The 16,020-nt window shown below is 44.7% G+C and carries 18 protein-coding genes; 3 read left to right on the top strand and 15 right to left on the bottom strand.

Features of this window, described 5'->3' with window-relative positions:
• Positions 1-21: 21 nt before the first annotated feature.
• The 5 genes from hemW to gpr all read right to left on the bottom strand — a co-directional run bounded on the left by hemW (position 22) and on the right by gpr (position 5,978).
• Positions 22-1,164 carry a radical SAM family heme chaperone HemW gene (gene hemW, locus BV455_RS13975; protein WP_081160190.1) on the bottom strand — a complete coding sequence of 381 codons (1,143 nt, stop codon included), beginning with the start codon at positions 1,162-1,164 and terminating at the stop codon, positions 22-24.
• A gap of 70 nt (positions 1,165-1,234) precedes the next feature.
• On the bottom strand, positions 1,235-3,064 hold the full coding sequence (lepA, locus tag BV455_RS13970; protein ID WP_017435619.1) for a translation elongation factor 4: 1,830 nt from the start codon (positions 3,062-3,064) through the stop codon (positions 1,235-1,237).
• 162 nt (positions 3,065-3,226) lie between these two features.
• Positions 3,227-3,568 (bottom strand): YqxA family protein, encoded by a 342-nt coding sequence (locus BV455_RS13965; RefSeq protein WP_081160175.1) that lies wholly within the window; start codon positions 3,566-3,568, stop codon positions 3,227-3,229.
• A gap of 14 nt (positions 3,569-3,582) precedes the next feature.
• Positions 3,583-4,782, bottom strand: a complete 1,200-nt coding sequence (spoIIP, locus tag BV455_RS13960) for a stage II sporulation protein P (RefSeq protein WP_061579645.1) — start codon at positions 4,780-4,782, stop codon at positions 3,583-3,585.
• A 77-nt stretch (positions 4,783-4,859) separates the two neighbouring features.
• Entirely contained in the window at positions 4,860-5,978 is a 1,119-nt protein-coding gene (gpr, locus tag BV455_RS13955; protein ID WP_042406315.1) for a GPR endopeptidase, read from the bottom strand.
• 207 nt (positions 5,979-6,185) lie between these two features.
• Between gpr and rpsT the strand changes: the two genes are divergently transcribed.
• Entirely contained in the window at positions 6,186-6,455 is a 270-nt protein-coding gene (rpsT, locus tag BV455_RS13950) for a 30S ribosomal protein S20 (protein ID WP_042406317.1), read from the top strand.
• A gap of 49 nt (positions 6,456-6,504) precedes the next feature.
• Here rpsT and holA read toward each other — a convergent pair whose 3' ends face one another.
• Positions 6,505-7,539 carry a DNA polymerase III subunit delta gene (gene holA, locus BV455_RS13945; protein ID WP_017435614.1) on the bottom strand — a complete coding sequence of 345 codons (1,035 nt, stop codon included), beginning with the start codon at positions 7,537-7,539 and terminating at the stop codon, positions 6,505-6,507.
• A 286-nt stretch (positions 7,540-7,825) separates the two neighbouring features.
• On the opposite strand from holA, the gene BV455_RS13940 reads away from it, so the two are divergent.
• The gene (locus tag BV455_RS13940; RefSeq protein ID WP_017435613.1) at positions 7,826-7,960 is read left to right on the top strand and encodes a YqzM family protein; all 135 of its coding nucleotides are present in this window, start codon (positions 7,826-7,828) and stop codon (positions 7,958-7,960) included.
• A 46-nt stretch (positions 7,961-8,006) separates the two neighbouring features.
• Here the strand turns inward: BV455_RS13940 and BV455_RS13935 are convergent, their stop codons facing one another.
• From BV455_RS13935 to BV455_RS13925, 3 genes are all read right to left on the bottom strand, one after another.
• Positions 8,007-10,292: a DNA internalization-related competence protein ComEC/Rec2 gene (locus BV455_RS13935; protein WP_061579643.1), complete on the bottom strand. Its 2,286-nt coding sequence runs from the start codon at positions 10,290-10,292 to the stop codon at positions 8,007-8,009.
• 34 nt (positions 10,293-10,326) lie between these two features.
• Positions 10,327-10,782 (bottom strand): ComE operon protein 2, encoded by a 456-nt coding sequence (locus BV455_RS13930; RefSeq protein WP_017435611.1) that lies wholly within the window; start codon positions 10,780-10,782, stop codon positions 10,327-10,329.
• A gap of 104 nt (positions 10,783-10,886) precedes the next feature.
• On the bottom strand, positions 10,887-11,492 hold the full coding sequence (locus BV455_RS13925; protein WP_042406322.1) for a helix-hairpin-helix domain-containing protein: 606 nt from the start codon (positions 11,490-11,492) through the stop codon (positions 10,887-10,889).
• A 98-nt stretch (positions 11,493-11,590) separates the two neighbouring features.
• On the opposite strand from BV455_RS13925, the gene comER reads away from it, so the two are divergent.
• Entirely contained in the window at positions 11,591-12,412 is an 822-nt protein-coding gene (gene comER, locus BV455_RS13920) for a late competence protein ComER (protein WP_061579642.1), read from the top strand.
• A 185-nt stretch (positions 12,413-12,597) separates the two neighbouring features.
• On the opposite strand, the gene BV455_RS13915 is transcribed toward comER, so the two are convergent.
• From BV455_RS13915 to aroE, 6 genes are read right to left on the bottom strand one after another with little or no spacing between them, the layout of a single operon-like run.
• The gene (locus tag BV455_RS13915; protein ID WP_042406324.1) at positions 12,598-13,341 is read right to left on the bottom strand and encodes a class I SAM-dependent DNA methyltransferase; all 744 of its coding nucleotides are present in this window, start codon (positions 13,339-13,341) and stop codon (positions 12,598-12,600) included.
• Positions 13,338-13,694 carry a ribosome silencing factor gene (rsfS, locus tag BV455_RS13910; RefSeq protein ID WP_017435607.1) on the bottom strand — a complete coding sequence of 119 codons (357 nt, stop codon included), beginning with the start codon at positions 13,692-13,694 and terminating at the stop codon, positions 13,338-13,340. Before rsfS ends, BV455_RS13915 begins: the two co-directional genes overlap by 4 nt.
• Positions 13,691-14,269, bottom strand: coding sequence for a bis(5'-nucleosyl)-tetraphosphatase (symmetrical) YqeK (gene yqeK / locus BV455_RS13905; RefSeq protein ID WP_017435606.1), 579 nt, complete (start codon positions 14,267-14,269; stop codon positions 13,691-13,693). Before yqeK ends, rsfS begins: the two co-directional genes overlap by 4 nt.
• The gene (locus BV455_RS13900) at positions 14,238-14,828 is read right to left on the bottom strand and encodes a nicotinate-nucleotide adenylyltransferase (RefSeq protein WP_017435605.1); all 591 of its coding nucleotides are present in this window, start codon (positions 14,826-14,828) and stop codon (positions 14,238-14,240) included. Before BV455_RS13900 ends, yqeK begins: the two co-directional genes overlap by 32 nt.
• 39 nt (positions 14,829-14,867) lie before the next feature.
• Positions 14,868-15,161: a ribosome assembly RNA-binding protein YhbY gene (yhbY, locus tag BV455_RS13895; protein ID WP_042406328.1), complete on the bottom strand. Its 294-nt coding sequence runs from the start codon at positions 15,159-15,161 to the stop codon at positions 14,868-14,870.
• A gap of 4 nt (positions 15,162-15,165) precedes the next feature.
• Positions 15,166-15,999 (bottom strand): shikimate dehydrogenase, encoded by an 834-nt coding sequence (gene aroE, locus BV455_RS13890; RefSeq protein WP_081160182.1) that lies wholly within the window; start codon positions 15,997-15,999, stop codon positions 15,166-15,168.
• Positions 16,000-16,020: the final 21 nt, after the last annotated feature.

Here is a 16,020-nt window from a genome sequence, read left to right as displayed (position 1 = left end):
TCCATATGCTAATGTCAATGTTTACATTCCGGTGAGAAACGCTTGAAACACCTCGTTGCCAAGGAGTCGTCCGCGGCGAGTCAGGCGCACGTGCGTGTCTGTTTCCTCAAGCAGCCCCTTTTGCCGTTCGGCACGAATGGCTGCCCCAAACACATCATGCATGTCTCTGCCGAACTTTTCGGAAAAGCGCCGTTTGGATACTCCTTCTGTTTTTCTCAGTCCCAAAAACATTTCTTCTTCCATTTGTTCCATCCATGTGACACGATGAACTTCACGATACGGCAGTCCTGTTTCCTGTACTTTGGCGATATATTGTTTAATCGGACCGATATTAACGCGGCGAACGCCGTCTACATAGCTGTGGGCTCCTGCACCGATGCCGTAATATTCTTCATTGTTCCAATACGTTAAATTATGGCGGCTTTGAAAGCCCGGGCGCGCATAGTTGCTAATTTCATATTGCTGATATCCGTGAAGTTCCATCTGTCGCATCGCTTCCTCATACATTTCTGCTTCTTCCTCTTCGCTCGGTAACGGAAGCGTTCCTTTTCTCCACAGATTGTAAAAAATCGTTTTTGGCTCAATGATGAGAGAATAAGCGGAAATATGCTGAATATCAAGGGAAAAGGCGATTTCCAGGTCCTCCTGAAACTGCTGCAGCGTCTGGTTGGGCAACCCATACATTAAATCAATGCTGATATTATCAAAGCCGGCTTCTTTCGCTAATGAAATCGTACGCATGACATCGCCATAGCGATGTGTCCTTCCTATTGTCTTTAATAAGGAATCATGAAACGTTTGCACCCCGAAACTTAGGCGGTTGACCCCCGCGGCTTTTAACAGCTGCAACTTTTCTTTTGAAAGTTCATTTGGATTCGCTTCAAATGTAAATTCCACTTCGTCTTTGGAAAAACGGAAGTGTTTATAAATGCTTTCGAGCAAAAAATCAAGCTGCTTCATTTCTAAAACAGTCGGAGTCCCGCCGCCGACAAACAAAGTATCAAGCCGCTCGGCCGGAAAGACTTCCACCGTTTTTTTCATTTCCCGCTCCATCGCTTGCAAATATTCATCCACCGGTTGGCCTTGGAAAAACACTTTATTAAAATCGCAATAGTAACAGATTTGCGCACAAAACGGTATGTGGAAATACGCGGATTTCACCAACATAAACATCCTTTCCTATAAATAAACAAGGCTATCCCGAAAAAGGAAGAGACAGCCTTGTACATACAGATTATTTTTTATTATCATCGATTTTTAAGACCGCCATAAACGCTTCTTGCGGAACTTCAACCGAACCGATTTGCTTCATCCGTTTTTTTCCTTCTTTTTGTTTTTCCAATAGTTTGCGCTTCCGTGATACGTCCCCGCCGTAACATTTCGCCAGCACGTTTTTGCGCAGCGCTTTAATGGTCGAACGGGCAATAATTTTATTGCCGATGGCCGCTTGCACCGGCACTTCAAACTGCTGGCGCGGGATTAAGTCTTTTAATTTTTCGACAATCACTTTCCCCCGCTCGTACGCCGCGTCGCGGTGAACAATAAACGATAACGCATCAATTTTTTCGCCGTTTAAAAGAATATCCATTTTCACTAAGTTTGACGGCTTATAGCCAATCAGTTCATAATCAAACGAAGCATATCCTTTTGTGCTCGATTTGAGCGTATCAAAGAAGTCATAGACAATTTCCGAGAGCGGAATATCATAAATTAAGGTGACGCGTTTTTCATCTAAATATTGCATATCGACAAAGTTGCCGCGTTTCGCTTGACACAGCTCCATCACCGGCCCCACATAATCATTCGGCACCATAATGGTCGCTTTGACGTATGGCTCCTCGACATGGTCAATTTTTTGCGGTTCCGGCATATTGGACGGATTATCAACTTCTACTTCCGTTCCGTCTGTTAAGTGCACTTTGTAGACGACGCTAGGCGCTGTTGTGATTAAATCAATATTAAATTCACGTTCAATGCGCTCTTGAACGATTTCCATATGCAATAACCCAAGGAAGCCGCAGCGGAAACCAAACCCGAGCGCTTGCGATGTTTCCGGTTCAAAATAAAGTGCCGCATCATTTAATTGCAGCTTTTCTAACGCTTCGCGCAAATCGTTATAGCGGGCTGTATCGATCGGATACATGCCGCAAAAGACCATTGGGTTTAGCTTGCGGTATCCTGGCAGCGGCTCGGAAGCCGGATTTTCTGCATCGGTGATCGTATCGCCGACGCGCGTGTCGCTTACATTTTTAATGGAAGCCGTTAAATAGCCGACATCGCCGACCGTTAATTCGTCGACTTGTTTTGGTTTTGGCGTAAACACACCGACTTCGACGACCTCAAACTCTTTGCCAGTAGACATCATCTTAATTCGCTGCCCCGGCTTCACCGTTCCATCGACAACGCGAATATAGGCGACAACGCCGCGATAGGAGTCGTACAGCGAATCAAAAATAAGCGCCTTTAACGGTGCGTCCGGGTCGCCGGATGGCGCTGGAATTTTCTCTACAATTTTTTCTAAAATTTCTTCAATGCCAATGCCGACTTTTGCCGAAGCCAGCACCGCATCCGATGCGTCAAGCCCGATTACTTCTTCAATCTCCTGGCGAACGCGTTCCGGTTCGGCGCTTGGCAAATCGATTTTATTAATGACCGGCAAAATTTCTAAATTATTATCGATCGCTAAATAGACGTTGGCCAGCGTCTGTGCCTCAATGCCCTGGGCCGCATCGACGACAAGAATCGCTCCTTCGCAAGCAGCAAGGCTTCGCGACACTTCATACGTAAAATCGACATGGCCAGGCGTATCGATTAAATGGAAAATATATTCTTCCCCATCTTTTGCTTTATACTTTAACTGAACCGCATTTAGTTTAATGGTAATGCCGCGCTCCCGCTCCAAATCCATCGAATCTAGCATTTGCTCTCGCATTTCCCGCTCGGAAAGCGCACCTGTTTTTTCTAAAATGCGGTCCGCGAGCGTCGACTTTCCATGGTCGATATGAGCAATAATGGAAAAATTGCGGATCCGATCGCGCCGTTTTAATCTTTCTTCTCGATTCATCTCTCTCACTCCTACTATTTCCCGAAACTACACTAGCTTTGATTATAGCAACAGAGCAAGCAAGATTCAATGACATAGTTTCGCAAACGCTCTCGTTATAAAGAAAAACATTGGCGAACCGTTTTCCTGCGTTTCGCCAATGTTCTTTTATCTTTCTGATTGTCACTTTCCGAATAGTTTGGTGAAAAACGAAAGCAGCTGTTCCATCAACGTCTCGACTGCGTTGGCAAATTGTTTGCCAAGCTCGGAAAAAAGGTTGAACGCTTTTATTTTTTCGATCTTTTCTTTTTTCTCCTGCAGATCATCTACTTCCACTTTTTTTCCGAATACAGACGCCTCGATTTCTCCGCTTTGGTTTTTGGAAAGATGGAGTACAGACGGCAGCGACGTGTCCTCATATCCTCTCATCTTTTGCATTCCTTCATTTGCCTGCTGCATGCCGAGTAATACGCCAAAAAAGAGGATCAGCACAGCAAAGCAAAATTGAACGATAAATTTGGCCATACCACTCCGCTCCTTTATCGTTTTTCTGCCGGTGCGGGTGCCTGAACTTTTTGCGCCTGCCAATAATACTCGCTAAACGCATCGGCAAGCGCGGATGCAGACCGAAACAGCTCTTCAAAGGTATTATCCACTCCACCGACTTCAATTAAAATCGCATTTTGCGATAAATCTTGATTAAATTTTCCGTTCGTCCCGGCTCCTTTTTTTTCGATCACCCCGCGGCTCAGCCCAGGGTATTTCTTTTGCAGCAATTGATGAAGCTGTGTAGCAAGCTGCAAATTTTTTTCATACTTCGCGTTTTCGCCGCCGATAATAAAAGCAACGCGCGCATAATCGACGCCATTAATCGTGACGGTTGTGTATTTTCGCCTGCGCGAATCGCGATGAATATCGATGAAATATTGCAAATCGTGGTTTCTGCCCATTGCTTCGACGACGGTTTTTCTCGACATATCATAAGCTTGATAATATTTCATTCCTTTTTTTTGCAGTTCCGCCTCAATATCCACCTCGCTTACTTCCGCTCCAATACCGCGTTTTTCTAATTCTTCCGCCAATTTTTCTCCCACTTTTGTCACATTTACCGTCCGATGGAACGCTAAATCAGGATCTGTCACTCCTTTTAAGGCAGGTAAGTATGATTCACGTGTATGTGTATGGTAAATATATACAACCCTTCTGCCGCCTGTCGTTTGCGTTGGTGGGGGAACTTGCTTCTCCTCATGTTTTTTATCTGCCTTCTCTAGGTCTTCGAGGGAAGCTTGCCGTTCTGCAAGCATCACCTCAAGCGGCGGGGCAGATTCGTACGGCATGTTGGTGTAGTCCGTTCCTTCTCCGGCAACGATAATTTTGCTGTCATATAAAGCAAATCCCGGAAGCTCGCTGCCGAGCAAGCTGCGCGGGTCGTCCGGATTCACGCTTGTTGCCATGCGAAACAACATGGCCGAATAACTCACCCGCTGCCGCTCCTTTGGTAGCATTTGCGAAAAATAATGGTTTTCAAAACTAAATAAGCGGACAAATGTCTCATTCGGAAAATGATTCGTTACGTAATTCACGGACGAAGAAGAAATTCGGTATTCGGGGTTTAATGATGTAATCGCTCCTACCAGCGTAAATACCATCATGCAGCCCAATACCGCCAAAATCATGATTTTTTTAAGGCTGGCTCCCGGAACGGCAACGATCATGTGCGGAGAACGCCACTTTTTCATGTTTTCACCCTTTCCCAGCTTGTCTACTAATTTAACGTATGGCCAAGCTGGAAAAGATAGAACTTCTTTTTTCTCTATTAATGGGTGTAGGAACCAGTATTATGTTGATCGATTTGCTCATGCAATGCAGCATTAAGCCCGCTTGCTAATAAATTGGCCATATCGCCAATAAACATATCGACTTCTTTTGGCGTCACCATTAAATTATGGCCAAGCGGAGCAAGCACTTCATAAATCAAGCGGCGCTTTTCCTCTTCCTCAAGCGTGCCGATCATGCCAAGAAATGTCGAACGCTGCTCCGGCGACGGCATGTCCTCTTCTGCCAGCTTCTTTTTCTTGCCAAATGTCCATCCCGCTGGAGCAAGAGCGCTAGACGGCCGGTTTCCTTCACGCAGTTCTCTGCCAAAATGCTTCAAAATAAAATCAATCGTATCACTTGTAATCGATACCGCATCGACCACGGTCGGCACCCCAATGGAAATAACAGGAATCCCTAACGTTTCTTTGCTTAATTCCTTTCGTTTATTTCCCACCCCCGAGCCTGGATGAATTCCGGTGTCGGAAATTTGAATCGTTGCATTGACCCGTTCGATTGAACGGGACGCTAAAGCATCAACCACAATGATAAAATCTGGATTTGTTTTTTTGACAACCCCATCGATAATATCGCTTGTTTCAATCCCTGTTGTTCCCATTACCCCCGGAGCAATTGCGCTTACCGGACGAAACCCTTCTTCAACGCTTTCCGGCTCAAGATGAAATAGATGCCTTGTAATCAGCAAATTTTCCACCGTCAACGGCCCTAACGCATCCGGTGTTACGTTCGAATTGCCCAAGCCAACAACAAGGCAGCTCGCTTCTTTGCCAATGTGCAATCGCTGCAAAAATTGGCTTAACTCCTTGGCGAATATTTCTTGCACTTTCTGCTGCAGCTCCGTATTATGTTCGCGAATACCCTGCGCCTCAATCGTCAAATAATTTCCTGGCTTTTTTCCAATCGATTTTGATCCTTCTTCCGTTACTTGTACATACGACAGCTTAACCCCATCTATTTCGCGGTCGCGAATCATGACGCCTTCAATCGGGGAGGCGCTTTCTTTCTTCTGTTGCAGGCGTTCCTCTACGGCGATTTCATGAGCTTCGATCGCTAAATCTGTCCGCACCGAATACATGCTTAAATCCACTGACTGATCCATATCGTTCCTCCTAAAACATATCGTTTTTCTTTTAGTGTCGCCGCTTTTTACACTTCTCATTCGTTTTTTGCACCATCAGTAAAGCATTTTTGCTTGAATGCTCTTGCATAATTAGACCTCGTTTGATAGAATAACACTTGTTCTTACTGTTCTTTAATACGGAAATAATATAAGGACAGAGATGGCAGATGACGGAGGTGAAAGAACGTGGCAAATATTAAATCGGCTATTAAACGTGCAAAAACAAGTGAAAAACGCCGTGCTCACAACGCTTCGATGAAATCGGCAATGCGTACAGCGATCAAAAAATTTGAAGCGTTGGTTGAATTAAAAGATGTAGAAAAAGCCCAAGAAGCATTCATTATTGCTTCCAAAAAGCTAGACAAAGCGGCAAGCAAAGGCCTCATTCATAAAAATACAGCTAGCCGGCAAAAATCCCGTCTAGCGAAAAAGCTAAACAGCATTATCGCATCCTAATAAAAAACGACCTGATGGCAGGTCGTTTTTTATATCGGCAAAAATATGATTATTCGGCTTTAGTGAACATTCCTTCATTCCAGCGCATCAGCAGCAGCTCCATTACCAGCTGCCGGTCCATCGCCCCGCTTTTCATCTCATAGTCCGCCTCGGCAATCTGCCTTACAGCCGCCGCCAGCTCTTGTTCGGAAAACAGCGCCGCTTGTCCCATCGCCAGCTTAACGCGAAACGGATGCACTTTCAAAATAGAAGCGATTTGCTGCTGGCCATATCCTCTCGACATCAGCCATTTTACTTGATATAAAAGGCGGAATTGACTGGCAAGGAGCGCCAAAATTTTCAGCGGCTCCTCGTTATTTTCGAGCAAATCGTAAAACACCTGCAGCGCCTCGGCGATTTGCCGCTTCGTCACTTTTTCCACTAATACGAACACGTTTTGCTCTAATGTGCGGGAAACGAGCATTTCCACCGTCTCTTGCTGGATCGTTCCTCCCGATCCGACAAACAAAGCAAGCTTGTCTAACTCGTTGGCAAGCGTTGTTAAATTCGTTCCCGCCAGCTTTAACAAAGTATCAATGGCATTTTCCTCTATCGTTACATTGTCCTGTTTTACTCTCTCCGCGATCCATGCGCGCAGTTCTTTTTCTGCAAGCGGTGCGGCCACTAAAACCTCGGCATGTTCCTTTATTAATTTCGTTATTTTTTTACGCTCGTCCAATTTTTCATACGGACCCGCGAAAATGACGATCGAAAAAGAAGAAGGAGACAATATGTACGATTCTAATTTTTTCAAGTCATGCTCCACTTCTTTTTCCTTCTCCGCTGTAAAAAAGTAAGGGTTTTTAATGAGAATGACGCGTTTCTCTCCAAAAAACGGAAACGTTTCTGCGTCTTCCAACGCCGTTTGCACCGGAGTCTCTTCGCAATCGTACACCGATGCATTCCATTCCCGTTCCTCTTCGGCTAATGCGGTGCGAAGCAAAAGTTCATATGTTTCCGTTAATAAAAACGATTCGGTGCCATATAATAAATAGAGGGGAGACAGACGACCTTTTTTGATTTTTCCCCAAAAGTCAACCACCATATTTCTCTTCTCCATTTCTGTCAACAATTTTTCTCTGTTGAAAAGATACAATGTTTTTCTTATTTTTACAAGGGAACCGGTTAGCGGGAAAACCGGCTCCCCTTTATATAAACGTTGACAAATAAGTCCTAGGACCTTATTTGTCAACGGGTTATTTTTATATTTTCCCGGGCGCAAAAAAGTATTTGTGTCAACTGTTGTTAACAAAGGAAATGGACAAGGGGATATAGATTTTTTTTTCTTTTTCGTCTATACTAAAAATGATTGCACGAGGAGGGGTAAAAGGATGAACGTATTTGAAAAAGACGTACAAAGCAAACGCAATGACGCCGTTGACTCTGCTGTTGGTTTTATCGTTTCATTCGGCTTTTTTGCAACGATGTTCATTATTGCCACATTAATTAAATTTTTCGGATCGTAAAGAGATTGCTTACATAAGCAGTCTCTTTTCTTTTTCGTACTATATGTTATGGCAACATGACAGAAAAGGTTCCGTGGTTTTTCACATAAGTATAGCGCACCGCACCATGCTGATCCGTCCGCAAAATAAGCGTATTTCTTTTCTGCAAACGTTCGATCACGGACGGAGAAGGATGGTGGTAACGGTTATGTTCGCCCACCGAAATGACTGCTATTTTCGGCTGGATTTGGTCCAAAAATAATTCTGTTGTCGAAGTGGCGCTTCCATGGTGCGCGACTTTTAACACGTCCGCTTTTAACCGCGGGAATGCGTTAACCAACTCTTTTTCCCCAGCTTCTTCTATATCCCCCGTAAACAGCCAGGATACGCCGCCAAGTTTTGCATATAATACAATGGAATTATTATTATCCTTAGCATCCGTCGCAGACGGATGGAGAACGTAAAAAGAAGTTCCGCTCGCACTCCATCGGTCTCCTCTTGCCACGTTCAACACGTGAATATGTTTTTGCCGCGCAAGTTGAAGGAGTTTTTCCTGCAGCGGCGAATGGTTTCCATCCCCCTTACTGACTAGCAGCTCCTTGACGGCAAATGTACGTATGATTTCTTCTGCCGCTCCAATATGATCCACGTCTTCGTGTGTAGTAATCAGCTTATCAAGCGATCTTACTCCGTTTGATTTTAAAAAAGGAATAACAACATCTTTGCCCACGTCCCATTTTCGTTTTCGTTGTTGCCACGTTTCCCTTTGCTGCGGCAATGTTCCGCCGGTATCAATTAGATACACCGCTTTGCGATAGGGCAATTCGATATAGATGCAGTCTCCTTGTCCGACATCTAAAAAAACAACCTCGCCATAACGGTCGATATACGGGCTCAACGCATGAAGCGCGATCACGATGAAAACCCATCCGATTCCCCAATAACGCCGCTTCTCCATTTGCACAAAGGCAACCAAAATGGCCGCAACATAGCCAATGAGCAGAAAAAAAGAAGGGCGGCCGAGCGTAAGCGATAGCGGATAGGAAGAGGAAAACAAGAGAACAACTTTGTCCGACCAAACAATCACCTTTTGCAGCAACCACATGAAAGGAACGGAAAAAAGCGGATTCATTGCACACACGGCAACGGATATCACAGAAAGCGGCAAAATAATAAAGGAATAAAGAGGCACAAAAATCATATTAAGAATGATGCCCCATAGCGACATTTCAAAAAAATAGTAGACAAGAAGCGGCAGTGCGCTCAATTGGGCAATCAACGCCGGCCAGAATAGGCGCCACAGTGCGGAATCGCAGAACATAATCACCCGCGAGGATAAAATAAGGGCAAACGTCACCGTAAACGATAATTGAAATCCGACATCCCATAACATATAAGGATCCGCGATGAGCATAAGGAGAAAAGCGATGCTTAACGTGTCCAGGGGCGGCAATGTCATCTTTCGGTAATTGGCTGCTAAAAAGAGCATCGCCGTCAAACAAGCGCGAATCACCGAAGGGGAAGAACCGGTTAACACGACATATACAGGCAGAAGAATCAGAAGCATAATTGTAGCCGTTTCCCTTGTGAACAAACGAATCAATAGAAAAAATACCGCTCCAACCAACAAGGTGACATGCAACCCGGAAATGGCCAACAAATGGATTAAGCCGAGCTTCTGATACCCTTCTAACAGCGCCTCATCCAGCTGTTTCCGCTCTCCATATATCAGCGCCTGCACAATGCCAACCGTTTCCGCCGGAAAATGGTCTTCAATTTGCCGGATTCCTTTTTCACGAAGAGAAAGAAGCTGTTCGTATATGGTAGGAGAAGAAAGATGGCAGTTTTGTGAAAGGATGGATTGTGGGGTTAAAATCCAATGAATGTGGTGAAATCGCAAATAACGGCGGTAATGAAACGCATTGGGGTTGCGCGGCAACGCCGGGCGCTCAAGCGTTCCCTTCACTTTACAGATGGTTCCGGGAGTCAAAAGCGACGAAAGCAATTGTTTTTCCCTTGAAGACTTTATGTAATACACAAGCTGAAGTTTCTCGCCGTTCACATTGACGATAGTCTGCAGCCGATCTCCCTCTATCGTAATAGGGGCAGTCAAACGAAACAAAAATACCGTCATGTTATCCGAGAGATGCGTGTTATTTTGCTGATCCATATAAACGAAATGAAGGTAAAAAAGACAACTCGCAACGACAGAAACAAGAAAGAGGCGCCTTTTGCGGATGAAGAGAAACAAGACATAAAGAATGAGAAACAGCCAAGCAACAGTAGACCGCGCATAGGCAGCCGTTATGGAAAAAATAGCGGCTACAGCTATATAAACAACATTCCCCCTCACGTCTGCGCCCCTTTCTATGCATGATTCCGTCTGTTTATTTTTGTAAAAGTGACAATATTTTTTGATCGAATGGCACCTGTTGTACGTGGACTTCCGCTTGTTCAAACAACTCAAGCGCATATGGATGGTTTTTATAATCTTTCGCATAATATACGGCGCGAATTCCGCTTTGAATGATTGCCTTGCAGCAATGCAAGCACGGAAAATGCGTGACATACATTTCTGCTCCCTCTGTCGGGACGCCAAACTTGGCGCATTGCAAAATCGCATTCATTTCCGCGTGGATGGTACGAACACAATGTCCATCAATAACGTAACATCCCTCATCAATACAATGGGCGCCGCCAGCGATCGAACCGTTGTATCCTCCGGCAATAATCCGCTTATCACGGACGATCGTCGCCCCCACTGCCAGCCGTGTGCATGTGCTGCGCAAGGCTAGCAAATGGCTTTGTGCCATAAAATATTGATCCCATGTAATCCGCTTCATATTTTCTCCCCCGCTTGTCCATTGCAAATCGGTTTTTTCATGTTTATATGACATGTGGGCATATTTTTAGTGTAATCGCACAGCCAGCAACGCGTCAACGCCCGTTATGGCACAACAATATACTCTTTTATCTTTTCGAGCGTCTTTTCGCCAATGCCTGTCACGTTTAATAAGTCTTCCGTCTTTTGAAAAGGGCCATGCTCTTCGCGGTACGCAATAATCGCCTGCGCTTTTGTTTTTCCAATCCCCGGAAGCTGGGATATTTCTTGCTCTGATGCGGTGTTAATATAAATTTTATTGGAATCATCCGCCTGGAGCGATGGGACAGCGGAAGGCGCATTCGTTTCTTCTCGCACCGGCACGTAAATCATCATTTCATCATGCACCTTCGCCGCTAAATTTACCTTTGTCTCGTCTGCTTCCCTTGTAAATCCTCCCGCTAAAGCGACGACATCATTCACCCTCGCCGTGTTCCGTATTTCATACACCCCCGGGTGCACAACCGCTCCCTTTATATCAACCATTACTGTCTTTGTTTCCTCTTTTCTTTCCTGCACTGCATCCGGAACATGTTGTTTTACTTCCAATATCGGCTCCTGTTCTTTTTCCGCTATTTCGTTATTTCTAAACAGCATAATGGCGCCGGCGGCTAACAGCACCAAAAGCAAGCCGTACCATCTTTTATCATATTTTTTGATCGTTTCCCACACGGGCATCATCCTTTCCGTTTAGTCATAAAATAGATAAAGCGCTCATACATATCGTTGAAGAGACATATAGGTAATGCCAGGGAGGGGGGAAGCAAAGCATGAAAATTGGCGTTATTGGCACGGGAAATATGGGAAGGATTTTAATTGAGGCATTTCTCGAATCGGGTGCGGTCAAGGAAGATGAGCTGATTATTACGAACCGCACATTGAAAAAAGCGTTAGACATAAAGCAGACTTATTCCGGTGTATGCGTTGTTGCCAGCGCAGAAGAAGTGGTGCAACGGGCAACAATCGTATTTTTATGCGTAAAACCGTTAGATATTCACCCCCTTTTACAACGATTATCTTCCTTTTGGACAAAGAAACATTGTCTCATATCCATCACCAGTCCGATTAGCGTAGAGCAGCTCGAAGCTGTCGTACCTTGCCAGGTTGTTCGTGTCATTCCAAGCATTACAAACCGCGCGTTCGCCGGCAGCACGCTGATCACAGTTGGGAAACGCTGCTCTTTGCAATGCCGAAACTATATTGAAACACTGTTCCGTCACATTTCTACACCTTCTTATATCGACGATGAAATTACGCGGATCGCTTCTGATATCGCGAGCTGTGGCCCCGCCTTTTTCAGCTATTTGTTGCAGCGTTTTATCGATGCGGCCGTTGCAAAAACCGCAATCACAAAAGAGCAGGCAACAGCATTGACAACGGACATGATCATCGGACTAGGGGAGCTACTGAAGCATAATCTTTACACACTTCCGACACTACAGGAAAAAGTTTGCGTTAAAGGAGGCATTACTGGAGAAGGAATCGCAGTACTGGAAAAAGAAATGAAAGGGGTATTTGAGGAAATATTCGATAAAACACATGAAAAATTTAAAGGCGACATCGAAAAAGTAAAAAAGCAATTCGGTTGTTAAATTCGACAAGAAAAGAAAAAATCCTGCCTAAACTTCAAAAAGTGTTGGATGAAAATGAAAACTGCACTCATCGATCATAAGCTTTTCGGCCAAAGCCCGATAAAGATATGGACTGCTCTGGGCTTTGGCCGAAAAGCTAAAATAGCAGGCGCGGCACGTTCTCTTTTGCAGAAACGGCCGTCATTTTATTTTTGTGCAACAAAGAAAATGCGTTCAGACGTTTCCGTTGGTGCTTCGTCAGTAAAGTCCGCAGTTATTTCCAGCACCGTAAATCCCGCTTCCGTTAACCATTGTTGATACTGAATCACTTCGTAAGTGCGCTGCTGATGGAACTCATCGTACCGCTCATATTTTCCATCGCCGCCGCGGACAAAAAATGTCAGCTCATGCTCAACGCTATGCGGAAAGGAAAGCGGGTAGCACGACCAAATATAACTGATTTCTTCATCATTGCTGGTAAACAAGGCATCACGAAAAACGCAATCCATTTTATACGGTGAATGAACGTCAAATAACAGCAAGCCGTCTTTGCGCAGCAGTTTATAAATACAGGAAAATGTTTGCTGCACTTCTCTTTCTTCTAATAAATAGTTAAGGGAATCGCAAAATATCGTCGCACAGTCAAAGTCGGAAAATCCCTGGAGATCCGTCATGTTTTGCTGAAAAAATTCAACTGTTACCTGCTGCGCTTCCGCTTTGGCTTGTGCAACCGCGAGCATATTTTCCGATAAATCGACACCGGTAACGGCAAATCCTGCTTTTGCCAACCGAATCGCCAACTCTCCGGTGCCGCACCCAATATCGAGAATGCGGGCTGCACCGCGACGCCCATATTGCTGCAGTTTATGTTGCACAAATGATTGCCACGCATCGTACGGCGCTTCTTCCATTAACGTATCGTACCAATAAGCAGATGACTCATATGTCATTGCTGCAACACGCTCGCCACATCTTCAAGCGGCGCATCTCCCCATAAACGCTCTAAATTATAATAACTGCGTTCTTCCTTATCAAAAACATGGACAACAATATCGCCTAAGTCGACCAACACCCATTTCGCCTCATGAAAACCTTCGATTCGTTTCACCGGGATATGGTGTTCTTCCGCTTTTTCTTTTATTTCCCGCGCAATCGCCTGTACTTGTTTTTCCGAATTGCCATGACAAATAACAAAATAATCGGCGACAAGGGAAATTCCTTTCATATTAAGGACAACGATGTTTTCTGCTTTTTTATCGTCAGCCGCGCGAACCACTAAGCTCAATAGTTCCTGTTCCGTCATTTTTCCCATTCCCCCTTTATTTCCATTATTAAAGAATTATAGGTGTGAATCGTATCCGGGTAAATAAGCTGATTTTTCTTCAATAAAAATTGAATGGTGTTTTGCACTGCTCTGATTAGCGCTTTATTCAAATCTTGTTTGGCAAGGTCGCGGACTTCCTCCACCCCTGGGAATATACGCCCAGGTTCAATATAATCAGCCAGGTAAACGACCTTTTCCAATACCGTCATATTGGCGCGGCCGGATGTATGATAACGAATCGCATTTAATATTTCTTCATCGCTAATGCCGACTTCCGTTTTCACCAAATAGGCGCCGACTGGCGCATGCCATAGTTCGGTGTTATAGGAGAGCAAATCTTTTGGCATATTTTGCTCCAAAATAATTTGTTTCATTTCTTCTTTTGGCCGAAACTTGGCATAATCATGAAAAATCGCTGCCAACTCTGCTTTTTTTACATCAGCTCCATATCGCTTCGCCAGCTCGATCGCTGTTTCCATGACGCCAATCGTATGCTGGTAGCGGTGTTCAGTCAATTGCTTTTTAACGATAGTTAACGCTTCTTGTCGCTCCATATAACTTCTTCTCCTCAATGTAAAGTCTTACGCATTCCGGTACTAAGTAGCGAATGGTTTGTCCGTTTCTTACCCGCTCGCGAATAAAAGAAGAAGAAACAGAAAACTGCGGTGCTTCCACTTCGATAATCGGATAGGTTGTTTCCATGGAAAAGCCAGGGCGTTTGACGCCGACAAATGTCACTAACTTGATTAGTTCATTGATGTTATACCAGTTCGGCAAATATTCAACCATATCCGCACCAATAATAAAATAAAATTCATCATTCGGATGCATAGAAAGAAGTTGACGCACCGTATCATACGTATAGGAAGGTCCTTCTCTTTCCAGCTCGATCGTTTCGATATGAAAGTGCGGATGACCGGCAATCGCTAATTCAAGCATGCGCAAACGATCTTCACTTCTTGTCACTTGTTCATGTTGTTTGTGAGGTGGGATCCGGTTTGGCATAAACCAAATTTCCGACAACTGAAGGGCGTGCAGTACTTCGTTCGCCATTAATAAATGCCCGCAGTGAGGCGGATCAAACGTCCCTCCAAAAATACCAATTTTTCTCATCGTTCTTCCCTCCGCCGTCTCTATATGCGGCTTTGCTGTTTAGCGCGGTAACACAATTTGCTTGTTTTCTTTTGATTCTTTATACAATACAATTGTATTCCCAATTACTTGTACAAGTTCCGCTCCCGCCCCTTGTGCAAGCTGATCGGCGACAACATGGCGATCTTCTTCGCAGTTTTGCAGCACGCTTACTTTAATCAGCTCGCGCGCTTCCAGCGCATCGACAATTTGTTTAATCATATTTTCGTTTACTCCGCCTTTTCCAACTTGGAATATCGGTTTCAAATGATGAGCTTTCGCCCGCAAAAACCGCTTTTGTTTTCCTGTTAACATTAGGTTACCTCCTAAGCTGTTCCATCACAATTTTTTTCATCCGCTCTACATCCGGAAATATTCCTGTCCACTTTTCAAACGCCAGCGCTCCTTGATAAATAAACATACCGACGCCGTTTTGCACAATGGCATTGCGCTCCCGTGCTTCCTTTAACCATTTTGTTTCTAGCGGATTATAAATAATGTCGGAAACAATCGTTCCTTCTTTCAGGTTGGCAAGCGATAGCGGTATTTCTTCCATGTTTGGATACATGCCGACCGACGTTGTATTAATCACAATATCATATTCCCCTAAACGTTGTTCCGCTTCATTTAGAGAATAAGCGGCTGATGAAACTGCAGCATCGCCTTCCTCAATAAGCTGTTTTGCTTTGGGTACCGTGCGGTTGCAAATATCGATCTGTTTTGCCCCGCGATCGATAAGCGAAAAATAAATTCCTCTTGCCGCTCCACCGGCGCCGATGAGCAAGATGCGCTTGTCCTTGATTTCAACGTTTGTTTCTTCTTCGAGCGCCCGGACGTATCCAGGGCCATCTGTATTATAACCGATTAAGCGTCCATTTTCATTGACGATCGTGTTCACAGCACCGATGCGGCGCGCCTCTGCATCGATATCATCGAGCAACGGCATGACAGCTGTTTTGTGAGGGATCGTTACATTTAACCCGGCAATCCCGAGAGCCCTCACCCCGGCGACAGCATCCTTCAAGTATTCCGGTTCTACATGAAAAGCATGATAGTGGGCGGCGATGTTCATATGACGAAACGCATCGTTATGCATAAGCGGCGACAAAGAATGATGAACCGGACAGCCAAACAGCGCGTATAGTTTTTCCATTTTCTCCCCTCCCGTTTATGA

The sequence above is a fragment of the Parageobacillus caldoxylosilyticus genome, assembly GCF_019272935.1.
Lineage (GTDB): Bacteria > Bacillota > Bacilli > Bacillales > Anoxybacillaceae > Saccharococcus > Saccharococcus caldoxylosilyticus.
This window is presented reverse-complemented; position numbering and strand designations above follow the sequence as displayed.